We start from the raw sequence: 22,839 nt of genomic DNA, 5'->3' as shown, positions 1-22,839 counted from the left end.
CTAGAAAACGCAGAAGAAAAGCCTTTGTTTGGGGTGTGCCCCCGAACAAAAACTTCCCCTAATGAAGCAGGGGACAAGCAAAATGGATCTTTTCTATAACCTTATGGCCCCAACCTGAGTATAAGAGACTCTGAATAAGACAGATTCTAATAATTGATCCCTCCCAAATCATTTAATAGTATTTTTTACCTTTGCTATTGACCTCATAATAAAACTATTTTGAAATTGCAGGGGTTTAAAAATTGGGTATTTAACCATAAAAATCAATAAAAAAGAAACCAATTATTAAACAATCCGTAACAGATTTACAGGTAAAACAGAAAAAGGACGGACAAATATGAAAAAGATTTATTTTTTACTGTTGCTTCTGACCATTCCCATGTTTAACATGGTGGCGCAGGAAGCGAAATTCAAGGCGGTATTTACCCTGAACTTCATACGATACATTGGATGGCCGGACCAATCGCTGCAAGGCGACTTTGTCATAGCTGTGGTACGAAACAGAGAAGTGGCGGATTGGATTCGCGACCAATCGGCAGGCAAAAAGTTCGGATTTCAGGATATTGTTGTCAATGAATACCGCAGCATTGAAGAAGTGGAGGACGCGCAGGTGATTTTTGTATCCTCATCGGTAAATATTCGAAGCAGTTCCGAAGCATTGATTGAAAAGGCCAAAGGAAAGAACAGTCTCATCGTTTCTGAATCAGAAGGGGCCACCAACCATGGGTCAGCCATCAATTTTGTGGTTAGGGACGGCGTTTTAAAATTTGAACTCCATAAAGGAAATGCGGCCTGGATGGGTCTTCAGTTTAGTTCCCGTTTAGAGGGTATGTCAGCGGCCATCAACCTTTAAATATAAAATAGAACCAAAACAGGTTATAAAATAGTTTATGCTCTATAACCTGACCAAATTAATCGGTGAACTGAAAAAAAGATTTCAGTGAGCAGCTTAATTGTTAAAGAGAAATAAGAGTTAATGGATAAAATTTTATCTTAGCGGACCTGATAGCATAACTTAATTAAATGTTTAACGAATGAAACTGAACATCGGCAAAAATTTCCTTATTCGGCAAAAACTCATTTACGGATTCGGCCTCATTCTTATTGCGGTGCTGCTCAACAGCATTCTTACAATAACCACGCTTACCCGAAGCACCAGTCTGAACAATCAGGTGACCAATACCTACGGGCCAACTGTGCAAAATTTGGCCGATTTGGACAATTTAATCACCCAAAGTAAGATGCTTATCCGAAACTGGGTGTTTGTGGACAAGCAACCGGGAACGCCGGATAAAGTCAGATTGGCTGATTTACACAGCAAGGATTGGCCCGCATTAAAAGGCGACCTTGAATCTTTGACGGAAAATTGGGACGATCAACAGGATGAAGTTTTGTTGAATGAAATATTTCACGAAATGGATTCCCTCTTTGGCATGCACCGCCAAATCATGGAGAGTCTGAACTCCTTCGAGGCCTACGAGGATATCATGGTTTTCTTTGAGGCCGAAGACATGGTTATGGAGGGTAGAGGCATTATGCAACTTTCCGACAATATTGCGGAACAAGTTCAGGTGTTGTCCGACAAATATGCCCATGAAAACGATGTGGCGCTGGAGGACATGAAGAGTTCCTTTACGACCCTTTCATGGGTCGTTATTCTGATGGGCATCATACTCATTGTGGCGTCACTGGGCATTGCCTGGTTGCTCTATTCCTCCATTGTTGTTCCACTGACCAAAGGGGTGGCATTTGCCAAGGCGATTGGCGCAGGCGATTTAACGGCCGAAGTGGAAATCAGCCAAAACGATGAAATTGGTATTCTGGCCACTGAGTTAAGTACCATGGCCTTAAACCTCAAAAAAACGGTTCAGTCGATCAAGGACAACGCCAACAACCTGGTGTATTCCAGTGACACTTTGAAGACCAGTTCCATGCAGTTGTCCCGCGGTTCGGCCGACCAGGCCGCTTCGGCGGAAGAGGTATCTACCTCTATTGAGGAAATGGTGGCCAACATTGACCAGAACACGGACAATGCCATTCAGACAGAAAAAATCACGGTGGAAACAGCCAAAGATGTCAACATTGCCAATACACTCAGCTCAGAAGCTGCCGCAGCCATGCGTGCCATTTCTGAAAAAATTTCCATGATCAGTGACATTTCCTTTCAAACCAACATTCTGGCTTTGAATGCCGCCGTTGAAGCTGCCAGAGCAGGTGAGCACGGACGTGGATTCTCGGTGGTTGCCGCTGAGGTCAGGAAGCTCGCTGAAAGAAGTAAAGTGGCCGCTGACGAAATTTTTACCCTGGTAACAAAAGGCCTGAAGGTATCGCAGGAAGCAGGGGAAAAAGCCCGGATGCTGGTGCCGGATATTGAAAAGACCACCTTGCTTATCAAAGAAATTGCGGCTGCCAGTATGGAACAAAAAACCGGCGCGGACCAAATCAATCTGGCCATGCAACAATTGAACATGATTACCCAGGAAAATGCCTCCAGTTCAGATGAGTTAACGCAAAGTTCAGAGCAGCTTTCCGTTCTGGCTCAAAACCTTCAGGAGGCGGTCAGTTATTTCCAGATTGGAATGGAGCAGAGTCAACAAGTGGCAAAAGCCAACGAAAAAACGGAGACTTCGGCGGAAAAACTGAAAAATGATAAAAAAGAAACGCCCCGATCTTCCAGTCCCAAAAAAGACATGAAGCAAGATTTATCCAGTCTGGGCAAAGAATTTGACCTGGATAATTACGAAAAATTTTAAGCGATCCGCCACAGGAATAACCCAGCATAAAAATGTTCAAAAGCATTAGATATGACAGAGAATTTTAATATCGATTACAAGAAAAACAATGGGGAACTCGCCATTGTTTTCAGCGGTCAATTAACCATCAGCTCCATAAAAAAGATGACCGAAAGTCTCAAGGCCAATATCGATCATCCGGAAAAGGTTCTGATAAGCGTTAAGGATGTTGAAAATCTCGACTTGACTTTTGTCCAGCTTATTCAATCCATCAAAAACAGTGGTAAGAAAAATGGATATGAGGTGCTTGTTTCCATGAAGTTGCCGGAAGATTTAAGTTCCTTACTGGTGAATGCCGGATTTGGAAATCTTCTTCAAACCAAAGAAGCACATGAATAATTACCCTGTATATCAGGTATAGCAATCCCTTTAAAAAGAGAATAATTAAATACGAAATACTTTTTACTATGGCAAAAACCGTTCTTATCGTAGACGATTCCGAAAGTATCCGGGAAGTAGTCAACTTCACCCTCCAAAACGAAGGTTATGATGTTCTTGTAGGTGTCGATGGAGAAGACGCATTAAAATTTCTGGATGGACGTCATATTGATGTCATTATCACAGATTTACACATGCCTAATCTGGATGGATTGGGTCTGATCAGAAAGGTAAGAGAAATGGAAACTTATAAACACATTCCCATTCTGTTCCTTACCACTGAATCTCAGGCAGCCAAGAAAATGGAGGCCAAAGAAGCCGGTGCAACAGGTTGGATCATTAAACCATTTGTTCCTGCCAAGTTACTCTCGGCCATATCCAGGGTAATCAGATAACTATTAACCATAAAACCCAATGTTAGCTGAAATTAAAAAACAGTTCTATAACGATACACTCAGGGAATTAGAGGGCATTAACGGAAAGTTGTCGGCCGAAGAATTGCCTGTAAATGAACACGCCGTTATAGCTGAAAAAATTTTCACCATTTCTCATCAAATCAGTGGAACTGGTCCCATGCTGGGTTTTAACAGCTCTTCGGTATTATCCAGAAAGCTTGAAAAAACCTTTTATCATATTCGCTCAGGTGAAAGAGAAATAACCCCTCAATTGCTTTGGCAGACAAAGAGAGCCATTGAGGCCATTATCAAAGCCATCAGTGAGGAAAACAGTCAAAAGGAGTTTTAACAGAAAGTGGCAGGGTTCATTTCGGGACAAATCATTATAAATGCCTAATTGCATTCTTTCATTATGATAGATAAGTTTAGAGCCAAATTTGTAGAAGAATCAATGGATAATCTCCATGACCTAGAGGAAGCCTTGTTTCTTCTGGAAAAGGACATGGAGAACAAGGAACTCATTGAAAGAATTTTTAGGGCCATGCATTCCCTGAAAGGAGGCGGAGCCATGTTCGGTTTTAATCATTTAAGTGATTTTACCCACCATCTGGAGACCATCTTTGATTGGGTTAGAAACGGCAAGTTGAAGGTTTCCACAGACCTGATTTCATTGACTTTTTCAGCCATTGATCAGATTAATTTTCTGCTCAAAACCGGTGATCTCAGCAAGGAGGAGGACATCCAGAACCAAAAAGTCTTTATTCAAAGAATTCAGGCCTTTTTAACGGTGACGAATTCCCCTTCAGATGCGGCATCGGTCAATACGGCATCTGATCAGGAAGCGGGAGAATCGGAGGAAAAAAGTTATCTCATCAGCTTCATCCCCCAAAAGGAACTCCTGCAAAACGGAACCAATCCGCTCTATTTGCTGGATGATATCCATGCACTTGGTGACGCCCTCAGCATTGCCTATACGCACAAGGTTCCATCATTAGAGGTATTGGATGCTTCTGCCAACTATTGTATTTGGCAGGTATTGGTGAGCACGGCAGAATCCATCAACGAAATAAAAGATGTGTTCATTTTTGTGGAAGATGAGTGTGAGCTGCACGTCGATTTGATTGCGGAAACGGCCATAGTGGGCCAGCCTGAGGTTAAAGCGCTGGTCAGTAAAGCGCTTTCGAGCAACATTCTGTTGACACCAGATGATTTTAAAAAGGGGCAATGGGCCCCCAAATCCCAACAACCGGCTGTCCGTGATGAGAAAAAAAAGGTGGCCGTGAAGGAGCACAAGATATCCAGCATGCGTGTCTCCTCGCACAAAATTGACGAGTTGGTCACCCTGGTAAGTGAATTGGTCACCATACAGGCCCAACTAAGTCTGTACGCCGAAAACAATGAGGACCCAACCATTGTCTCTCTCACTGAAAACATCCAAAAATTGTCGCGTCAGTTGCGTGAAAATGCGTTTGATATCAGTTTGATACCCTTACAAAGTGAACTCATGCGTTTTCAACGTCTGGTCAGGGATTTATCGAAAGATCAGAACAAGGACATTGATTTCATCATTGAAGGCGGGGATCTGGAACTGGATAAAAACATCATTGAAAACCTGACAGACCCTTTATTACACATTTTGCGCAACTCGATTGATCACGGTATTGAGCTACCCGACGAACGCATAGCTGCCGGCAAAGCCCCCAAAGGAACCATCCTGTTTAAGGCTTTTCACTCGGGCGCCAACGTCATCATTGAAATATCGGATGACGGAAAAGGCATTGATCCGGAAGTCATTCTTCAAAAGGCCATTCATAAAGGGCTGGTGGAGGCAGATGTGCAGCTCGACAAAAAAGAGATCCTGGATCTGTTATTTGTCAGCGGTTTCAGCACGCGTGACGTCGTATCAGATGTGTCTGGTCGGGGCGTGGGTATGGATGTGGTTCGCAGAAAAATTGCCAATATCAGGGGAGAAGTGACCATTGAGTCTGAGAAAGGTAAAGGCACGTTGATATCTATCCGGCTGCCACTTACCTTGTCCATCATCGATGGACTGTTGGTCGCTGTAGGTAGCAACCAGTATGTTATTCCCATCTCAGCCATTGATAAAATATATGCGCTGGAGCCGTCACAATTGAAACAATCCTTTAACAATGTCGTGGTGATTGATTCGGAACAATATCCCTACATTGATCTGCGTAAGGTGTTTCAGGAGGAAGAAAAAGAGAGCGCCGAAGTGATTCAAATGATCATGGTGAAGGCAGAAGATAAAATTACCGGCGTTATTGTTGACAATGTAATAGGAGAGTATCAAACGGTTGTAAAGCCTTTGGGAAAATACCTGAAAAAGCAGGAAATCATCTCGGGCGCATCCATTATGGGGGATGGAACCATTGCCATGGTTATAGATACCTCCCGACTATTGCACAACAGAAAACTAAAAAAATAGGCGCCTACAACAAAAGACAAGCCAATATATGGAAGCACACGATATAACACTGTTATCATTTCAAATACAGGAGGACACCTTTGCAGTGGATGCCCTTCAGGTGGATCATATACTGGAAGTACCGCCTGTTATTACATCGGTCCCCAACACCCCTTCCTTTATGAAGGGCGTTATCAACCTGCATGGAAACATTATTCCGGTGGTGGACATGCGCATCATCCTCGATAAAAAGGACATCACCAACGGGGCCGATACTTCCATTATTGTCATTAATCCCACTGATCAACAGGACGCGCGTTTGGGTGTTTTGGTGGACATGGTCAAGGAGGTGATCGAGACCAAGCGTGAATTATTAAAAGAAACCGTTCTGGAAGGAAAAAAAGGCATGATCGACACCTTTGAAGGAACCTTGGTGCTCAACGATGAATTTATTCACGTCATCGATCTTAAAAATTTAACCGAAGTGGTTGTAAAATAACAGGATAATCAAGTCAAATATGTCTGTAACAATTAATTCATATCTCACCTTTAAAGTTGGTGAAGAAACCTTTGGGGTCAATGTAGCTAAGGTAATGGAGATCAGGGAATATCAGCAGCCCCAGTCGCTGCCCCAATCGCTGCCCTTTGTGGCCGGAGTAATTGCTTACAACGAGGAAGTGATTCCCCTGATTGACACGGGAATCAAATTTGGGATGAAGGCCATAACCGTTAATTCGGCCACTTGCATGGTTGTTTTACAGCTGGTCAATGATGTTTTGGGGAAAACCTACAGGGTGGCGATTTTGGTGGATACGGTATCGGATGTTTTGGAATCGGATGACGCATCTATGAAACCCATCACGACGATTATCGTCCGGATTATATTTTTTCGACCTACAAACAGGATGATAAATTCATATACATATTAAATGCCGACAGGGTATTTAATCAAAAGGAAATCATTGCCATTTTGGATAGTATTAAACAACTTTAGAAACAAGTTTTTCCACTGAATGGAAAGTGTGAACAAAAATATAAACCCGGGCAGCAGCTGGAATGTTTTAAGGCAGAACTGACTGAAAAGGACTTTGAAGTCTTTAGTAAGTTCATCTATGCCGAATATGGCATCAAAATGCCGCCCATCAAAAGAATCATGCTTCAGGGACGTTTGCTCAAGCGCATTCGTGAGCTAAGAATGAATTCGTATTCAGAGTACAAAGCGTACTTTTTTAGTAAAGAAGGGCAAGAAAAGGAACTTCTGCACTTTTTAAACGTAGTGACAACAAACAAAACGGATTTTTTCAGGGAGCCGGTCCATTTTATATTTCTAAATGAGCAGGTACTTCCGCAACATATGGAGAAAAATGGAAATCAGGTATTAAAAATTTGGAGTGCCGGTTGTTCCAGTGGTGAGGAGCCCTACACCATATCAGTGGTACTGAATGAGTTTATGCGCCTTCACCCCTTGTTTAAATTCAGTATTCTGGGAACCGACATCTCCACCCAAATGTTGGAGAAAGCCGCCAAAGGCGTCTATCAGGCCAACAAGATTGAAACCATTCCTCTGGAATTAAAAAAAAGATATTTCCTTAAAAGCAAGGACATACACAACCAAACCGTCAGGGTGCATCCCCAGCTTCAGAAAAGTCTGATGCTCAATTACCTCAACCTGATGGATAGTGTTTATGGCATAAAAGAGCAATTTGATGTTATTTACTGCCGCAACGTGCTCATTTATTTTGACCGCGTCACGCAGGAAAAAGTCATTAACAAACTCTGCCAGCACTTAAAAAAAGGCGGGTATTTTTTTATTGGTCACTCCGAATCCCTTTCTGGAATGGAGGTACCACTAAAGCATATTAAACCAACCATTTTTGAAAAAGAATAAACCAAAAACAGAAGCTATCAATAACAACTGTATTATGACTAATCTTTCGGACAGACAACTTTTAAAGGAGCTTAAAGACCGGCTTCAGGAGCGTACAAAATATGAGCACGAGATAAAAGTACTCTCACAGGAACTTCAGGTGGTCACCACGCGGTTTAAAGAATCTGAAGCGCTTAAGAGCCACTTTATATCCAATATCTCCAACGAAATTGTAAACCCCTTTACATCCATCCTTGGCTTGTCCAAGTCCATTCTCGCGGTAGAGAAAAACGACTGGAAAAAAGTGGTTTCCATGGTGGCGCTCATACATAGTGAGGCTTTCAATCTGGATTTCCAGCTCAAAAACATTTTTGTAGCAGCCAAAATTGAAGCCGGGGAGGTGACCCCCAACATTGCTAAAGTCAATGTGCGGAACATCATCCAGACCATGATTGAGTCCTTTGGCCTGGTGGCCCGAAAAATGGGCATCGAAATTGAATTCAATTTTGATATCGCTTACGGTTTTGGTAAAAATTTCTATTTCAAAACCGACAGCGAAAAAATAAAGCTCATCATGAGCAACATGCTCAACAACGCTTTAAAATATAGCTATAAAGACAGTAAGGTCATCATCACAGTGACGGCTGATGAAGACTTCCTGACCATTTCAGTTCAGGATTTCGGAACAGGTATTTCCGAAAAAAATCAAAAAATCATCTTTGAACGCTTCAAACGTCTCGATTCAGGCATCAATTCCATTAACCGGGGCCACGGTTTAGGTTTATCCATAACCAAGGCCTTGCTGGATGTCATGGGCGGTTCCATAGAAATAGACAGCAAAAAAGGCGAAGGTTCAACATTTACAGTGCGCATTCCGGAAGCTAAAAATGTGGTGGATGGGTTTAGCGGAGAAGGGAACGATATCTTCTTCGATGATGATGATGAGATTTTTTAAGGAATAATAAATGAATCAATATCTACAACATTTTTTGTATCCTTCCACCTTGTTCGCCAGCAGGGAACCATATATGGTCAAGACCATTCTGGGATCCTGTGTGGCCATATGCCTTTGGGATCCGGTCAATAAAATAGGCGGCATCAATCATTATATGCTGCCCAACTGGAACGGAAACGACCTGGCATCGCCCAAATACGGCAACATTGCCATTGAGAAACTGATAGAACGCATGGTGCAGCTGGGATCAAAAAGGGACAACATTCAAGCCAAAATATTCGGTGGGGGAGACCTGATTGCGGTGGACCGAAGTGCAATGCTCATTGGTGAACGGAATATAAGGGTAGCAAGAATCATACTGGAAGAGAAAAAGATTCCCGTGATAGCCTCCAGCACGGGAGGAAGAAAAGGCCGCAAAATTTTGTTCTTTACAGATACCGGAGAAGTACGGCATAAGTTTATCGATAAAAGAGAATATTAAATACCAGGGGCAGCTACTCATTTTTACAGCCAGTTATGGACAAAAAAATTCAGGTTTTAATTGTAGACGACTCGGCCGTGGTAAGGCAAAGTCTGACCTCCATACTTGAGTCTGATCCTCAGATTGAGGTGATGGGTACTGCGGCAGACCCCATCATTGCTGTAAAAAAAATAATGAAGCAAATTCCCGACGTCATTACCCTGGACATTGAAATGCCCCGGATGGACGGTCTGACTTTTCTTCGAAAAATTATGTCGCAGCACCCCATTCCGGTGGTGGTCATTTCCTCACTGACTCAGGAAGGAACAGAGGTCGCTATGAAAGCTCTGGAATACGGGGCTTCAGAAATAATTGGAAAACCGGCCATGAATGCGGCTCAATTTTTCAATGAGTCTAAAATTATGCTTTGTGATGCAGTTAAGGCCGCTTCACAAGCCAAACTTTCGCGACTCAAAATCAGTTCCACACCACCGGCCATGCTGGTCAAACCCAAATACAATGCCGACATCATACTCGAAAGGGCCACACTCAAAAGCCGCATCGTCGACACGGAAAAAATGATTGTATTGGGCGCCTCTACAGGCGGCACCGAGGCCATTCGCTTATTGCTCAAAAATTTACCCCCACGCATGCCCGGTATTGCCATCGTTCAGCACATGCCCGAGGGTTTCACCCGTTCCTTTGCCAACAGTCTCAACGCCAATTCAGAACTGGAAGTTAAAGAAGCCGAAGATGGCGACCGCCTCTATCAGGGTCGGGTGCTCATAGCTCCGGGAAATTGTCACATGCTTTTAAAGCGCACGGGCAAAGAATACTCCGTTGAAATTAAAACCGGTCCCCTGGTCAACCGACACCGCCCCTCGGTGGATGTTCTCTTCCGATCAGCAGCACGTTACGCCGGCCAGAATGCCACAGGCATTCTCCTGACGGGCATGGGGGCGGATGGGGCCAAGGGCCTTTTGGAACTGAAAGAAGCCGGGGCCGACACCATCGCCCAGGACCAGGCGACATCCGTGGTTTACGGAATGCCCAAAGAGGCGGCAAAATTGGGAGCAGCCAACGATATATTGGCCATTTCTGAAATTGCTCCCTTTTTGGTCAAAAAATTCTTCTAACCTCTTTCTCAAATTCGCGTACAATAAAGAGATCATTTTTAGCAAAAACACAAACAAATGAAGAAAATCAATCATAAGGCGCTTATATCAAAGTCAACCCTTCAAGGAGCAGCAACAGGATTTGTAATTGCAGTACTGATTATTCTGATCAGTCTGGATGCGCCCGCTTTTGCTCAGTCGCAAGGAAGTTTGAGCGATTTGTTTTTTGTTTTTCCGGCCTTATGGGCGGTTATGTTACTTCCGATCATTTTTGCCATAACCGGCTATTATTTCTCCAATAGATTTGCAGCCATCATTAAACAGCAGTCGCGCAAATTAAAAAAAGAAGCCAACCGAACTCAAATGGTTCTTTCTTTTATAGAGAACCTGCGTCAGGATAAACTGGATGAACCATTTAGCTCTCAGGAGAAAAAAGATGCAATGACCAAAGCGCTTCTGAAATTGCGCGAATACATGGTTAAAAGTAAATCTGAACAGGAACAGCGACGCATAGAAGAAGAACAGCGTACCTGGGTAACCCAAGGTTTGGCGCAATTTGGTGAAATATTGCGTAAATCCAGCGACAACCTTGAACAGCTTTCTTACGATATAATTAGCTATTTGGTTAATTATATGAATGTTAACCAGGGTGGTGTTTTCCTACTCAATGAAGCAAAAACCGGCGACAAATATTTTGAAATGATGGCCAGTGTGGCTTTCGATCGTCGAAAATATGCCGATAAGATCATCCATTGGGGAGAAGGACTTATTGGTCGCTGCGCACTGGAAAAAGAGACCATATTCATTACCGATGTGCCCAACGAATACATCCATATTACCTCTGGTTTAGGCGCAGCCAATCCCGGCACCATTCTGCTTGTTCCGCTTAAAACCAACGACGAATTATTTGGCGTTATAGAATTGGCTTCCTTTCAGATTCTTGAAAAATTTGAAATAGAGCTGGTCGAAAAATCAGCCGAAAGCATTGCCTCTACCATTGCCACTGTAAAAAACAACATACAAACCAATAAGCTGCTGCGCGAAACGCAAATTCAGGCAGAAAAAATGTCTCAGCAGGAAGAAGAACTGCGACAAAACCTGGAGGAAATGCGGGCGACTCAAGAAGAAAGCGACCGTCGTGAAATCGAACGTAAGGGTATTCTGGACGCCATTGATCATGCCGCCATCTCCTGTGAATTTGACACAGCAGGGAACCTGTTGTCGGTCAATGAAAACTTTCTGAGCACCTTCAAATACAAACCGGAAGAAGTCGAAGGCCAAAACCTAAGAGTCATTTTCTTCAAAGATGATGTAGCTGAATTGGATCGTATTTTAGCGGATTTACAAAACGGACAAAATTTCCGCGGCAGGGTCCGCCGCAGAACCAAGCCGGGCCATGAAATATACCTCTTGTCCACCTACAGTCCGGTTATGGATCACAATGGCGACATCCTAAAAATTATAAGTCTCGAAAACGACATCACCGAGCAGGTCAAAATGGAAGAAGCCCTCAAGCACTCCAAAGAAGAGCTGGGACAAATGCTGGAAGAGGCTAAAAACGAGGTTAAAGAACAATTTGCAGAAATTGAAGCGGTAAAAATCCGCAACGAAAAAATGCTGGAAGGCGCCCTGGATGCTATTATAACCACCAACAACGAAGGCGTAGTAGAATTTTTTAATGCGGCAGCAGAAAAATTGTGGGGTTATGAACGTAGCGAAGTTCTGGGCCAGCAGTCCACCATGCTCTTTTCCAAAGAAACCAACAAAACCAATGAATTTGTTTCTGCTTTTGTTGCCAAAGAGGGAAGTAAAATAGTGGGTGAACGCAGAGAAGTTCCCATTCGAAACAAGTTTGGAGAAGATGTATACGTATTGATGCTTCTTTCAGAAGCCAAAGTCGGAGAAGAGTACTCCCACACCGCCTTCATTCAGAACGTGGAAGTGGAGCTCTTTTAATCAAATAAACCTTAAGCATGCAGAATAGTGAGTTAAGCCAGACATATAAGGAATATCTGCTGATTCTTAAGGAATGTTCTCCCTATGATTTCAGTGAGTATTCAGATAATTCCATTGATCGTCGCATTCAAAAAATCAGGCACGATTATCATCTGAGTATGCCAGACCTTATACAAAAGACCAAAAGCGACCCGGAATTTGTTGAGCAGGTGGTGGAGGCCATCACCGTTAACACCACTGAATTGTTCCGAGACCCGAAGGTCTGGAACCAGTTGCGGCAGAAGGTCTTACCAACCTTCAAAAACCATCCAAAAATTAACATCTGGCATGCCGGATGCTCCACCGGTCAGGAAGTCTATTCGTTAATTATTCTACTCGACGATTTAAACTTGTTGGATAAGGCGGCTATTTATGCGACCGACATCAGCCAAAAAGCCCTTGAGCATGCCAAACGGGGTAGCTACCGCTTTAGTTTCAACTACGAAAAGTACTTGACCAATTTTCAAGGTGCTTTTGAACAGTCAGATACGCCTGATATAAAAAAATACTTTAACATTAACGAGTCCAAAGATACGATTTCTATAAAGCCGCAATTTCTTGGCAGGGTAAAATACATCAAGCACGATTTGGTTAAAGAAGAATTGCCCTTTTATAACAAATTTGATCTCATATTCTGTCGTAACGTGCTGATATATTTTAATGGGGCCTTACAAACGAAAATTGTACAGCGCTTTCACGACAATTTATTTCCTGGCGGCAATATGGTTTTGGGATCGCACGAAACACTGAATGGATTTTTCAAGACAAAATTTGCGAAAAACGGACCAGTGTATGCAAGAACCAACTCATTTCATTTAAAATATTAACCCAATAACAGTTGCTTAGGTGAATTTTGGAATCAATGACATAAAAGAAATAACGGCAGCCATGGCGGATTATCCACACATGGATTATTCGAATTATGCCCTGTCATTTTTAAAAAGACGCTTGTCATACCTATTTACCCAACTCAACATTCGACGTAAAGAGCAATTTTTTGAATGGCTTAAGCAACCGGATTTTAGAGAGAAAGTCACCTATCACATGTGTGTGGATACCACTGAAATGTTTCGGGATCCAGCCTTTTGGCGTACGCTTAGAGATAAAATAATAAACCAGATTCCGGAAGATTGTGAGAATTTTTGGATACCCTTAGCCGCCAGTGGGGAGGAGGTGTTTTCACTCGCCATTCTGTTACACGAAAACGAGCTGTCGCAGAAATACAAAATAATTGGCCAGTCACCCTCCATCGAACGATGCCGTTTTATACAGCAAGGGAAAATGAACGCCCGACATGATGATGTTAACCAAACGAATTATAAAAGATTGGAAGACCAAAATGCCTATCAGAATTACATTCATCGCGACAACGGATTCTGTTTGTTGGATGAAAAAGTCAGACAAAACGTAGACTGCAGGCACGAATCGTTTCTAATTTCAACCCCGTCGGAGGAATCAATAGGCTTAATTCTCTTCAGAAATATTTCTATTTATTACAACACCAGACTCACCCAATCGGTATTCAAAAGAGTGATTGATAAACTCATGCCTGGCGGGTACCTGGTGATTGGTACCAAAGAACAATTACCGGCCGCTTTTAAGGAAGAACTAATAGAAGTGGATGCCGTAGAAAAAATTTATAAAAAACCGGGCTTTAAACAAGACAACAATCATGCAGGCTACTGATTTTAAAATAGTTGTTATAGGAGGTTCTGCAGGGAGCTTTTCGGTTGTATCCGCTATTCTGGCCAGCATACATCCCCAATTTAAGATCCCGATTGTTCTGTGTTTGCACCGACTAAAACATGTACGTTCGGGACTTGTAGAAGGCTTAAGTTTAAAATCGGTCATAAAAGTACTTGAGCCCAACGATAAAGAAAAGTTACAGTACAACCATGTGTATCTGGCTCCTGCCAATTACCATCTTTTTTTGGAATTGGACGGAACCATCGCGCTTTCGACAGAAGAGAGCTTTAACCACAGTCGGCCATCCATTGATTACACCCTGTCATCGGCGGCCTACGTATATAGAGAGAAAGCTTTGGGGATTTTACTCACAGGCGCTAACAAGGATGGTGCCTACGGAATGAAAGATATTGCCGGGAAAAAAGGGTTCACCATTGTTCAGGATCCGGCGACCTGTGATATCGACACCATGCCCAGGTCGGCCCTGCAGTTATTTGATCCCAATCTGATTCTTTCACCCAAAGAGATTGTTCAATTTTTAAATACCTTACCACATTAAAACAAACGACCAATGAAGCCATTCAACCATAAAATACCGGGTAAGAATTTTGCTGTGCGTCTCTTTGTTTTTGCCGCTTTGGGATTTGGATTGTCGATGGCAAAAATGCTGTTTTTCCCGTCGCAAACCGTGGCCATGGTTTATATATTGGACTTTCTGGCCCTCCTGCTTTTCCTCATCGTTGTGTATACGGCGGACCTCTATTACCGTAAATCGGAAAAACAGCTTTCCCAACAACGGGCTCTTTTCAATAAGGAGAAGGAAGCATGGGCCGACCATAAAAATCTGCTGATAAGAAAACTGTCAGACTACGAACAAAAGGAGAAGGAGGCCAGTCAATTTGCCTCCTATCAGGAAAAAATGTTGAAAAAGATTTTTTCGGACCCCAAAAGCATCCAGGACCGTCACCATCTTTTGCATCTTTTATCAGAGACTTTTAGAGCAGGTGCGGCCATTCTTTACAGAGAAACAGAACAATTGGGCCAGTTTGTCGTAGAACAGACTTACGCCCTGCCTGAAGACTATCATCCAAATAACTTTGAAGCAGGGGAGGGCCTTAACGGTCAGGTTGTCAACGAACGGACACCGATGGTGATTCATGACCTGGATGAGGCCATGTTGCCCGTTACCTCAGGATTGGGACAATCAGAAGGTGCCTGTCTTTATCTGCTTCCGGTGGTCCTGGATGATCGATGTAAGTACCTCATTGAGATGGTAACCTTTCATGAGGCCGAAATTGATAAAATGTGGAACGAAATAGTCAACCAATTGGTTGATAAGCATATACTATAAGTAATGACAGCATTGTTCAAAAAAAGGAATATAAAGGAGACCTGGATAAAACATTTTTCACTGCATGTTTTACATCCCCGTGACAGATACCTTCTTCTGTTGGCTGCCATGTTGCTGCTCTTCTTATCGTGGTCCGGATTTTTATCCTTTCTTGACCGACCGGTTTCTTTTTTGAACCTCCTGTACATTCACGGTTTCTTTCCGGTATGGATTCTGGACCTCCTGATTATGAGTGTGCCACTGGCCATCCTTGCTTTTCTCAACAAAGTGGAGCAAAAGACCGCCAGGGCCAATCAAAACATGGCGGAACTCAATGCCCGCATCAGTAAAAACATTGATCTGGCCAACGCCTGAAGCAAAACAACTGGGACAATATCCGGGCGCTGGGCGACCCACTGTCTGAAACCCTGCTCGATCTGGGAAAAAACATCAGAAGCAGCAAAAAGAAAGAGGACGAACAAAACTGGATCATCAACGGAAAAGAGATCGTTTCGGACATTCTTCGTAATTCGCACAATTTGGAGGATTTGTCCTTATCCACCCTCAAATCCATCCTCCGTTATATGGATGGGATACAAGGGGCCTTTTATATGCTCAACAACCGGCGACTGGAACGAAAAGCCATGTATGCCTACGGGCGACGTCGCTTTGAATACCACGAAATTGAAATTGGAAAGGGACTGATAGGGGCGGCCGCTTATGAAAAAGCACTCATTTACCGGACAGAGATTCCGGATGACTACTGTGCCATAACATCCGGACTGCTGGGCGAGCAAAAGCCCAAAAGCATCCTTGTCGTTCCCCTTTTACAGGAGGAAGAACTCCAGGGAGTTCTTGAAATCGCCTTTTTACACAAAACCTTGCCCGGCTATATGATCACATTTGCCAATGAAATATCGTCAATTATCGGGCAAACCATATACAACCTTAAAATAACAACCAGGACCGAACTTCTGCTGGTAGAGTCTCAACAGATGACCGCTACCCTTAGAGAAAATGAAAATCAGCTGCGGAATAATGCCCAGGAAATGATTGCCGCTCAGGAAGAACTGGAACGATCCAACAAAATGCTGGAGTCCCAAATTCAGGAGGTGGCCCACTCCCGCAAAAGATTGGAGGCCTTACTGACCAACGCATCAGAGTTTATCTCCATATACAACGAACATCAGGAACTGGTTTTTGAGAGTCCGTCGGTCAAACGGATATTGGGATATAATGATGAAGACGCTGTCAATGGTATGGACCCGGACATACTAACGCCCCGGGGCCTCAAAACCATCAACAGTTTGTTCCTATACCTTCTGGAGACCCCCGGTGGTGAACAAACGGCCCAATATACCTATCTGCGAAAAAATGGCGAAAAGCTATTCCTCGAAACCAAAGGGAAGAATTTATTGCACGACCCGGCCATCAGGGTATCATTTTTAATACCCAGGACATAACGGAACGCAAACGGGCCGAAAAGGAAGAACGGATGAAGAGCCGCATGCAGAGTTTGTCAGAAAACTCTCCGGATATGATCATTCGTATCAACCTGCTGGGCAAATTGGTTTATGTGAACCCGGCAGTGGCCCGTTTTGTCAATGTGCAACCGCAGGAATTGGTAAAAAAGCGGATTAACGAACTGGACATTGACGGACGCTTCATTGAATTTGTGGAGGAAGCCCTGGCGACCATTAAACTGGAGCAGCAGCAAACCATCACTGAAGTCCCCATGACTTCAGAGGAAGGCGAGCGCATCATGGAAATTAAATCCATTCCCGAGTTGGGCGAGGAGGGGGAACTGGAGACGGTTCTGTTTGTAGCGCATGACATGACCGAATTCAAGAAAATTGAAGAGGACATCAAGGAAAAAAACAAAAAAATATCGGACAGTATCAATTATGCCCAGCGCATACAAACGTCCATATTGCCGCAAACGGTCCATATTCAAAATTCATTTCCGCGGTCCTTCATCTTTTACCGCCCGAAAGATGTGGTTAGTGGTGATTTTCCATGGTTTTTTGAAAAAGATGGCATATCTTACATTGCTGCAGTAGATTGCACCGGACACGGCGTGCCGGGTGCCCTGATCAGTTTTATTGGCTATTTTTTGCTCAATAATATTGTGAATGCGCAAACAGACCATTCTGCGGCACAAATCCTGGATGAACTGCACCGACAGGTCAGAAGTACGCTCAAACAGGATCAGGAAGGAGCGCTTGGGCGTGACGGCATGGATCTGGCCTTGTGCATCATTGATAAGGAAAAGCAGACACTTGACTTTTCAGGCGCCCATCGTCCCTTATTCCTGCTGCGTAACGGCGAACTCAATGAATACAACGGAAGCCGCAAAGCCATTGGCGGAATTCCTTTAAGGAAAAAAATTGAAAAAGACTTTGAGAATCATGTGATCAACTATGAAAAGGGCGATCAGATATTTATTTTTAGTGATGGTCTGCCCGATCAGATTGGTGGTCCGGACCGGAAAAAATTTCAGCCGCGTCGAATTCGTGAAATTCTGACCGGAACACCGGGCACCAGTATGGCGCAATTTTCCCGGCAGTTTTCGCAGGAATTCTACGAATGGATGGGAGAAGAAAAACAAGTTGACGATGTTTTATTGATAGGAATTGAATTGTAATTATATTTACATATTTTTTAGACCCTTTGAATTTTTATAAAGATGGAAAAAGAAAAACAAGGTTTTCTGGATTTTGCATACCAAATGTATAAAACCATGAAAACCAATGAAATTAGCTTGGTTTATGAAGGAGAGGTAACACAGGAAATTACCAAAACCTTTACCTCTCTGACAGAAAAAAGCCTTTCGAAGAGTGCAGAGTCCAACGCGGTACAGAAAAAAGTTTTTAATGTGATGGTGGAATGTTTACAGAATATTAGCAAACATGCCGACTCACTGACCGATGAGGACGAAGAACGCCGGGGAATTGTGATGGTGAGCAAGGGGGATGACAGCTACAATATCATTACCGGTAACATTATTAAAAACGAAAGGGTTGCGGGACTTCAGGAAAGTCTTGAACTGATCAACAGTCTGGATAAAGCAGGTCTGTCCACCCTTTTCAAGCAACAAATTAAGGAGTCTACCATTTCTGAAAAAGGGGGTGCCGGACTGGGCTTGATTGACATTGCCAAAAAAACGGGCAGTAAGTTAACCTACCAGTTAAAGAACTCAACGAGCAGGTGTCCTTTTTTATCCTGACCTCTACAATTAAAAGAAACTGATAAAAGCATAAACTATGGAAGTTATTAACATCAAGGGCACAGACGATACCCCAAATGTAATTCTGGATAAGGCAAGCGGGCAATTTGAGATATCAGGCAGGTCCCTTCCTGAAGATGTCAATCAATTTTACGAGCAAATACTCGACTGGATTGATGCATATGCCAACGATCCGCTGGACAGAACGGAGTTTAATTTCAAACTGGAATACTTTAATACCGCGTCTTCCAAGGTCATCCTCGATATTCTTCTCAAGTTTGAAGAAATTGTGGAAAATGGTAAGGAAGTGATTATCAAGTGGCATTACCACGAGGACGAGGAAGACATGTTGGAGGCCGGAGAAGAGTATTCTGACATTGTTGAAATTCCCTTTGATTACATCGTTTATACGGACTAATATTCCCCCAAAGGATATTTATTGATTATTTTATCGAATGAGTGAAGAAATTTTAAAAGCGTTGATGCAGCTGTTTGGCTTAATAACCAAACAGGATGGTGGCGTTGAAACCAAGGAAACAGAGTATGTTCGTACTTTTCTTAAGCAGCAGCTGAGTACCGAGGCTGTTGAGGCGTATTTTGCCCTGTTTTTAAAGCATTCATCCGATGGTGAAAAAGAGGATGGGGAAGAGGAGGGTAAGGTCCGCCTCACTTCCATGAAAGATTCGGTGCGCATTCTCGGCATTTGCAAAAAAATAAACAAACAGCTCAACAGGGAACAGAAAGTCGTCGTACTGGTGCGTTTATACGAACTCATCAGCATGGATATGAAGCTGACCGACCAGCGCATGGCCATTATCAGCACAGTGGCCCAGGTATTTAAACTTCCTAAGAACGAAATTACAGCCATTGAGGCCTTTGTGCTTCACAGCGAAGCGGAGAAGCTCAATCTGCCCGATTTTTTATTGGTCAACAATGAAGAGGTGGGGGCCACCGAGTATAAGCACATTCAAACCACCGGACTCAATGGTTCCATCATTATTTTAAGGGTAAAAAGTGCGGATTTATATTTTATGCGCTATACGGGTGACCAGGAATTGTTTCTCAATGGAATGGTTATCAGCAATCAACGCATATACCTGTTTCCCAAAGGCAGCTTTATCAGAATACCAAAAGGCCAGCCCATCTATTACACCGATGTGGTGGGACACTTCCTCACCGATGCAGATTCCGTCAGAATCAGTTATGAGGTAAAAGATGTGCTGTACCGTTTCAAAACGGGCACGGTGGGACTTCGGGATATCAACATGGCCGAAGAGCAGGGGCGCCTCATTGGCATAATGGGTGCCTCAGGAGCAGGTAAAACAACGCTATTGAATGTCCTGTCCGGTATTGAAACCCCCACAGAGGGAGAGGTACTCATCAACGGCTATAACCTGCACACCGAAAAAGAACACATTGAGGGCATCATCGGCCTCATACCGCAGGACGACCTGCTCATTGAGGAACTCACTGTATTTGAAAATCTCTACTACAACGCCAAGCTTTGCTTTAAAGATAAATCAGAAGAGGAAATCAACCAGTTGGTGGCGGATACCCTGAAAAACCTGGGCCTTTTTGAACGCAAGGATTTGAAGGTGGGATCGCCGCTCAACAAAATGATCAGTGGTGGCCAGCGAAAAAGATTGAACATTGCCCTGGAACTCATTCGTGAGCCCGCCATTCTGTTTGTGGATGAACCCACCTCCGGATTGTCTTCGCGCGACTCGGAAAATGTGATGAATCTCCTGCGGGAACTGGCGCTCAAAGGCAAGCTCATTTTTGTGGTCATTCACCAGCCTTCGTCCGACATCTACAAGATGTTCGACAAAATGTTTATTCTCGATACAGGCGGTTATCCGGTTTACTATGGCAACCCGGGCGAATCGCTCATCTATTTTAAGCAGCTGGATGCGCAAATCAACAGCGATCAGGGCGAATGTCCGACCTGCGGCAACCTAAATCCTGAACTGATTTTTAACATCATTGATGCCAGTGTCATTGATGAATACGGCAACTATACCAATAAACGGAAAGTCGCGCCCGAAGAGTGGTACAGCTATTATCAGAAAGAAAATCTTATTCCCAAAGTCACCACCGTCGATACCAGGCCCCCTAAAAGTCTGAACATCCCCTCGTGGTTCAATCAGTTCAAAATATATACTTTAAGAGACTTCTTTGCCAAAATTAGCAACCGGCAATACATTGCCCTTAATTTGCTGGAAGCCCCCTTTTTGGGCTTTATTTTGGCCTATTTAATCAGATACATAGCAGACCCCACCTCCAACGTTTACATTTTCAGAGAAAATGAAAACATTCCGCCGTATATATTCATGGGCATTGTGGTGGCTTTATTCTTTGGACTCATCATCAGTGCCGAAGAAATATTTAAGGACGCCAAAATATTAAAACGTGAATCCTTTCTCAAATTGAGCCGATCCAGTTATCTGGCCTCGAAAATATTGCTGCTGTTTACCATTTCAGCCATTCAGATGCTGCTTTTTGTATTTGTGGCCAACTATGTATTGGGCATTCAAAATATGTATTTTGAATTTTGGCTGGCGCTCTTTTCGATTTCGGCTTTTGCCAATATTTTAGGTTTAATACTGTCGGCCTCCTTCAATTCCATTGTAACCATCTACATCCTTATTCCTCTGGTAATGATTCCCCAAATGGTACTGGGGGGCGCCATGTTTACCTTCGACAAACTGAATAAGGATTTTACCAGCGTGGATAAGGTCCCGGCCATTGCCGAATTTATGCCTTCGCGCTATGTCTATGAGGGATTGATTGTGCACCAGTACAAGCACAACAACTACAAGAAGAATTATTTCGATATTGAGCAACAGGAAAGTCTGGCCGATTTTAAGCAAGTTCATTATTTGCCCGAATTGCGCGAGATTTTAAACGAAAGTCTGGTACACATACTGGACGAAGAGGATAGCTCTGATAAAAAATTCGCCAATGATCTGGAACTGCTCAGAAATGAGTTGGCCAAAGAGCAAAAGCGTGTACCCGGCATTGAATTCAATTATTTGGCGGACTTGAGACCCGAGACGTTTACGGTAAATGTGGGCCATAAAACGGATGAATATCTGAATAAGCTGCTGGATCACTACAGAACCATTTTCTCGAAAGCCAATGCACTTAAAGACCGGTTTATATCTGTTAACTTAAATGCCGATCCTGAAAAGTTCAACCGAATTAAGGACGACCATTACAACGAAAGCATGTCTTCCATTGTAAGGCGGGAATTTGAGAAAAATAAAATTGTACGTCAGGACAACGAACTGGTTCAAATGGCGGATCCCATTTACCAAATGCCTGAACCAGACAGAATATGGTCCTTCAGAACCCACTTTTTTGCGCCCATGAAACATTTTGGCGGTCAATATTTTGAGACTTTATGGTTCAATATAGCCATGGTGTGGATACTCACCATCCTTTTATATGGGGTACTCTATTTTGACCTTCTTAAAAAGGCCATCAACTATAGCAGTACGATAAAATGGCGGAAAAAGTAACCTTCTGGATTTATAAAAGTATAAAAGAACTAGTTAATCCTTAGAAAACAATTAAAACAAGTTATACCATGTACAAGAATTTACTATTTTCCCTGCTCATACTTGCCGGAATTCAGTTATTTTCCGGTTGCTCGGGCTGTTCCGAATCCAAAAAAACGGCAGACGATGATGCATTAACACTGCCGGATTCTTTAATATCAGATGCCCCTTTGAAGCTCTCTGAAGAAATCATGAACGAAGTGATTGGCAACATTTCTTCGCCCGTTGAAATGGCCAGTTTGTTCAAAAACTCAGGCGTTGAGTTTACCCAAAGAATTATGAATGATCCCGACCGGGTCTCCGGCTACGAGACCAGTTTTAAAAGGGCACTTAATTTGGGGGTATTCAGTGCAGATTTGGGTTATATCAACACCTTTGATAAAAACAACATTGTGGTATCCTATCTTTTAGCGGTCAAAAATCTGGCGGACGGTATCAGGGTCGGACAATTTTTTGATTTCAACGCCCTCCGCAGAATGGCTTCCAGCTCCAGCAATCTGGATTCATTGATGGAGATGTCAGTAACCAGTTTTAATAAAATGGATTCCTACCTGCGTGAACAAAACCGTGGCAATGTAAGTACCCTCATCGTAACCGGTGCCTGGATCGAAGGTTTATATATCGCCTCGAACATTGTACGCGAATCGGGCGACAA

Annotated in this window: 24 protein-coding genes; all 24 read left to right on the top strand. The window is 43.2% G+C overall.

Annotation, left to right across the window (positions count from 1 at the left end; translation table 11 throughout):
* The first annotated feature begins 337 nt into the window (after positions 1-337).
* Positions 338-853, top strand: a complete 516-nt coding sequence (locus tag JCM15548_RS17615; RefSeq protein ID WP_062128108.1) for a YfiR family protein — start codon at positions 338-340, stop codon at positions 851-853.
* Positions 854-1,034: 181 nt separating this feature from the next.
* On the top strand, positions 1,035-2,753 hold the full coding sequence (locus JCM15548_RS17610; protein WP_062128106.1) for a methyl-accepting chemotaxis protein: 1,719 nt from the start codon (positions 1,035-1,037) through the stop codon (positions 2,751-2,753).
* A 51-nt stretch (positions 2,754-2,804) separates the two neighbouring features.
* Positions 2,805-3,131, top strand: coding sequence for an STAS domain-containing protein (locus JCM15548_RS17605; protein WP_062128104.1), 327 nt, complete (start codon positions 2,805-2,807; stop codon positions 3,129-3,131).
* Positions 3,132-3,199: 68 nt separating this feature from the next.
* Entirely contained in the window at positions 3,200-3,565 is a 366-nt protein-coding gene (locus tag JCM15548_RS17600; RefSeq protein ID WP_062128102.1) for a response regulator, read from the top strand.
* 19 nt (positions 3,566-3,584) lie between these two features.
* The gene (locus JCM15548_RS17595) at positions 3,585-3,914 is read left to right on the top strand and encodes an Hpt domain-containing protein (RefSeq protein ID WP_062128100.1); all 330 of its coding nucleotides are present in this window, start codon (positions 3,585-3,587) and stop codon (positions 3,912-3,914) included.
* A gap of 63 nt (positions 3,915-3,977) precedes the next feature.
* Positions 3,978-6,011 carry a chemotaxis protein CheA gene (locus tag JCM15548_RS17590; protein WP_083985225.1) on the top strand — a complete coding sequence of 678 codons (2,034 nt, stop codon included), beginning with the start codon at positions 3,978-3,980 and terminating at the stop codon, positions 6,009-6,011.
* Between the two features lie 28 nt (positions 6,012-6,039).
* Positions 6,040-6,489: a chemotaxis protein CheW gene (locus JCM15548_RS17585; protein ID WP_062128098.1), complete on the top strand. Its 450-nt coding sequence runs from the start codon at positions 6,040-6,042 to the stop codon at positions 6,487-6,489.
* A gap of 19 nt (positions 6,490-6,508) precedes the next feature.
* Positions 6,509-6,919 (top strand): chemotaxis protein CheW, encoded by a 411-nt coding sequence (locus tag JCM15548_RS17580; protein WP_083985224.1) that lies wholly within the window; start codon positions 6,509-6,511, stop codon positions 6,917-6,919.
* Positions 6,920-6,999: 80 nt separating this feature from the next.
* Positions 7,000-7,878 carry a CheR family methyltransferase gene (locus JCM15548_RS17575; protein ID WP_062128096.1) on the top strand — a complete coding sequence of 293 codons (879 nt, stop codon included), beginning with the start codon at positions 7,000-7,002 and terminating at the stop codon, positions 7,876-7,878.
* Positions 7,879-7,912: 34 nt separating this feature from the next.
* Entirely contained in the window at positions 7,913-8,812 is a 900-nt protein-coding gene (locus JCM15548_RS17570; RefSeq protein WP_062128111.1) for a sensor histidine kinase, read from the top strand.
* Positions 8,813-8,822: 10 nt separating this feature from the next.
* Entirely contained in the window at positions 8,823-9,293 is a 471-nt protein-coding gene (locus JCM15548_RS17565; RefSeq protein WP_062128094.1) for a chemotaxis protein CheD, read from the top strand.
* Between the two features lie 35 nt (positions 9,294-9,328).
* The gene (locus tag JCM15548_RS17560; protein ID WP_062128092.1) at positions 9,329-10,408 is read left to right on the top strand and encodes a protein-glutamate methylesterase/protein-glutamine glutaminase; all 1,080 of its coding nucleotides are present in this window, start codon (positions 9,329-9,331) and stop codon (positions 10,406-10,408) included.
* A gap of 57 nt (positions 10,409-10,465) precedes the next feature.
* On the top strand, positions 10,466-12,343 hold the full coding sequence (locus JCM15548_RS17555; RefSeq protein WP_062128085.1) for a GAF and PAS domain-containing protein: 1,878 nt from the start codon (positions 10,466-10,468) through the stop codon (positions 12,341-12,343).
* A gap of 17 nt (positions 12,344-12,360) precedes the next feature.
* Positions 12,361-13,209 carry a CheR family methyltransferase gene (locus JCM15548_RS17550; protein ID WP_062128083.1) on the top strand — a complete coding sequence of 283 codons (849 nt, stop codon included), beginning with the start codon at positions 12,361-12,363 and terminating at the stop codon, positions 13,207-13,209.
* A gap of 19 nt (positions 13,210-13,228) precedes the next feature.
* Positions 13,229-14,068 (top strand): CheR family methyltransferase, encoded by an 840-nt coding sequence (locus JCM15548_RS17545; protein ID WP_062128080.1) that lies wholly within the window; start codon positions 13,229-13,231, stop codon positions 14,066-14,068.
* Positions 14,055-14,627: a chemotaxis protein CheB gene (locus JCM15548_RS17540; protein WP_062128078.1), complete on the top strand. Its 573-nt coding sequence runs from the start codon at positions 14,055-14,057 to the stop codon at positions 14,625-14,627. Before JCM15548_RS17545 ends, JCM15548_RS17540 begins: the two co-directional genes overlap by 14 nt.
* 12 nt (positions 14,628-14,639) lie before the next feature.
* Positions 14,640-15,419, top strand: coding sequence for a GAF domain-containing protein (locus JCM15548_RS17535; protein ID WP_062128076.1), 780 nt, complete (start codon positions 14,640-14,642; stop codon positions 15,417-15,419).
* Positions 15,420-15,422: 3 nt separating this feature from the next.
* Positions 15,423-15,773 carry a hypothetical protein gene (locus JCM15548_RS24650; protein ID WP_227625998.1) on the top strand — a complete coding sequence of 117 codons (351 nt, stop codon included), beginning with the start codon at positions 15,423-15,425 and terminating at the stop codon, positions 15,771-15,773.
* A 209-nt stretch (positions 15,774-15,982) separates the two neighbouring features.
* Entirely contained in the window at positions 15,983-16,861 is an 879-nt protein-coding gene (locus JCM15548_RS24645; protein WP_262487129.1) for a GAF domain-containing protein, read from the top strand.
* Positions 16,862-16,893: 32 nt separating this feature from the next.
* Positions 16,894-18,042, top strand: coding sequence for a SpoIIE family protein phosphatase (locus JCM15548_RS24640; protein WP_227625996.1), 1,149 nt, complete (start codon positions 16,894-16,896; stop codon positions 18,040-18,042).
* A gap of 42 nt (positions 18,043-18,084) precedes the next feature.
* Positions 18,085-18,624, top strand: a complete 540-nt coding sequence (locus tag JCM15548_RS17525) for a SiaB family protein kinase (RefSeq protein ID WP_227625995.1) — start codon at positions 18,085-18,087, stop codon at positions 18,622-18,624.
* 37 nt (positions 18,625-18,661) lie between these two features.
* Complete coding sequence (locus JCM15548_RS17520; RefSeq protein WP_062128074.1) at positions 18,662-19,042, top strand: DUF1987 domain-containing protein; 381 nt, start codon at positions 18,662-18,664, stop codon at positions 19,040-19,042.
* 37 nt (positions 19,043-19,079) lie between these two features.
* Entirely contained in the window at positions 19,080-22,145 is a 3,066-nt protein-coding gene (locus JCM15548_RS17515; RefSeq protein ID WP_062128072.1) for an ATP-binding cassette domain-containing protein, read from the top strand.
* 68 nt (positions 22,146-22,213) lie between these two features.
* The coding region (locus tag JCM15548_RS17510) for a hypothetical protein (protein ID WP_062128070.1) at positions 22,214-22,839 on the top strand (626 nt) is incomplete at its 3' end.

Source organism: Geofilum rubicundum JCM 15548 (genome assembly GCF_000974365.1).
GTDB classification, from domain to species: domain Bacteria; phylum Bacteroidota; class Bacteroidia; order Bacteroidales; family Marinilabiliaceae; genus Geofilum; species Geofilum rubicundum.
This window is presented reverse-complemented; position numbering and strand designations above follow the sequence as displayed.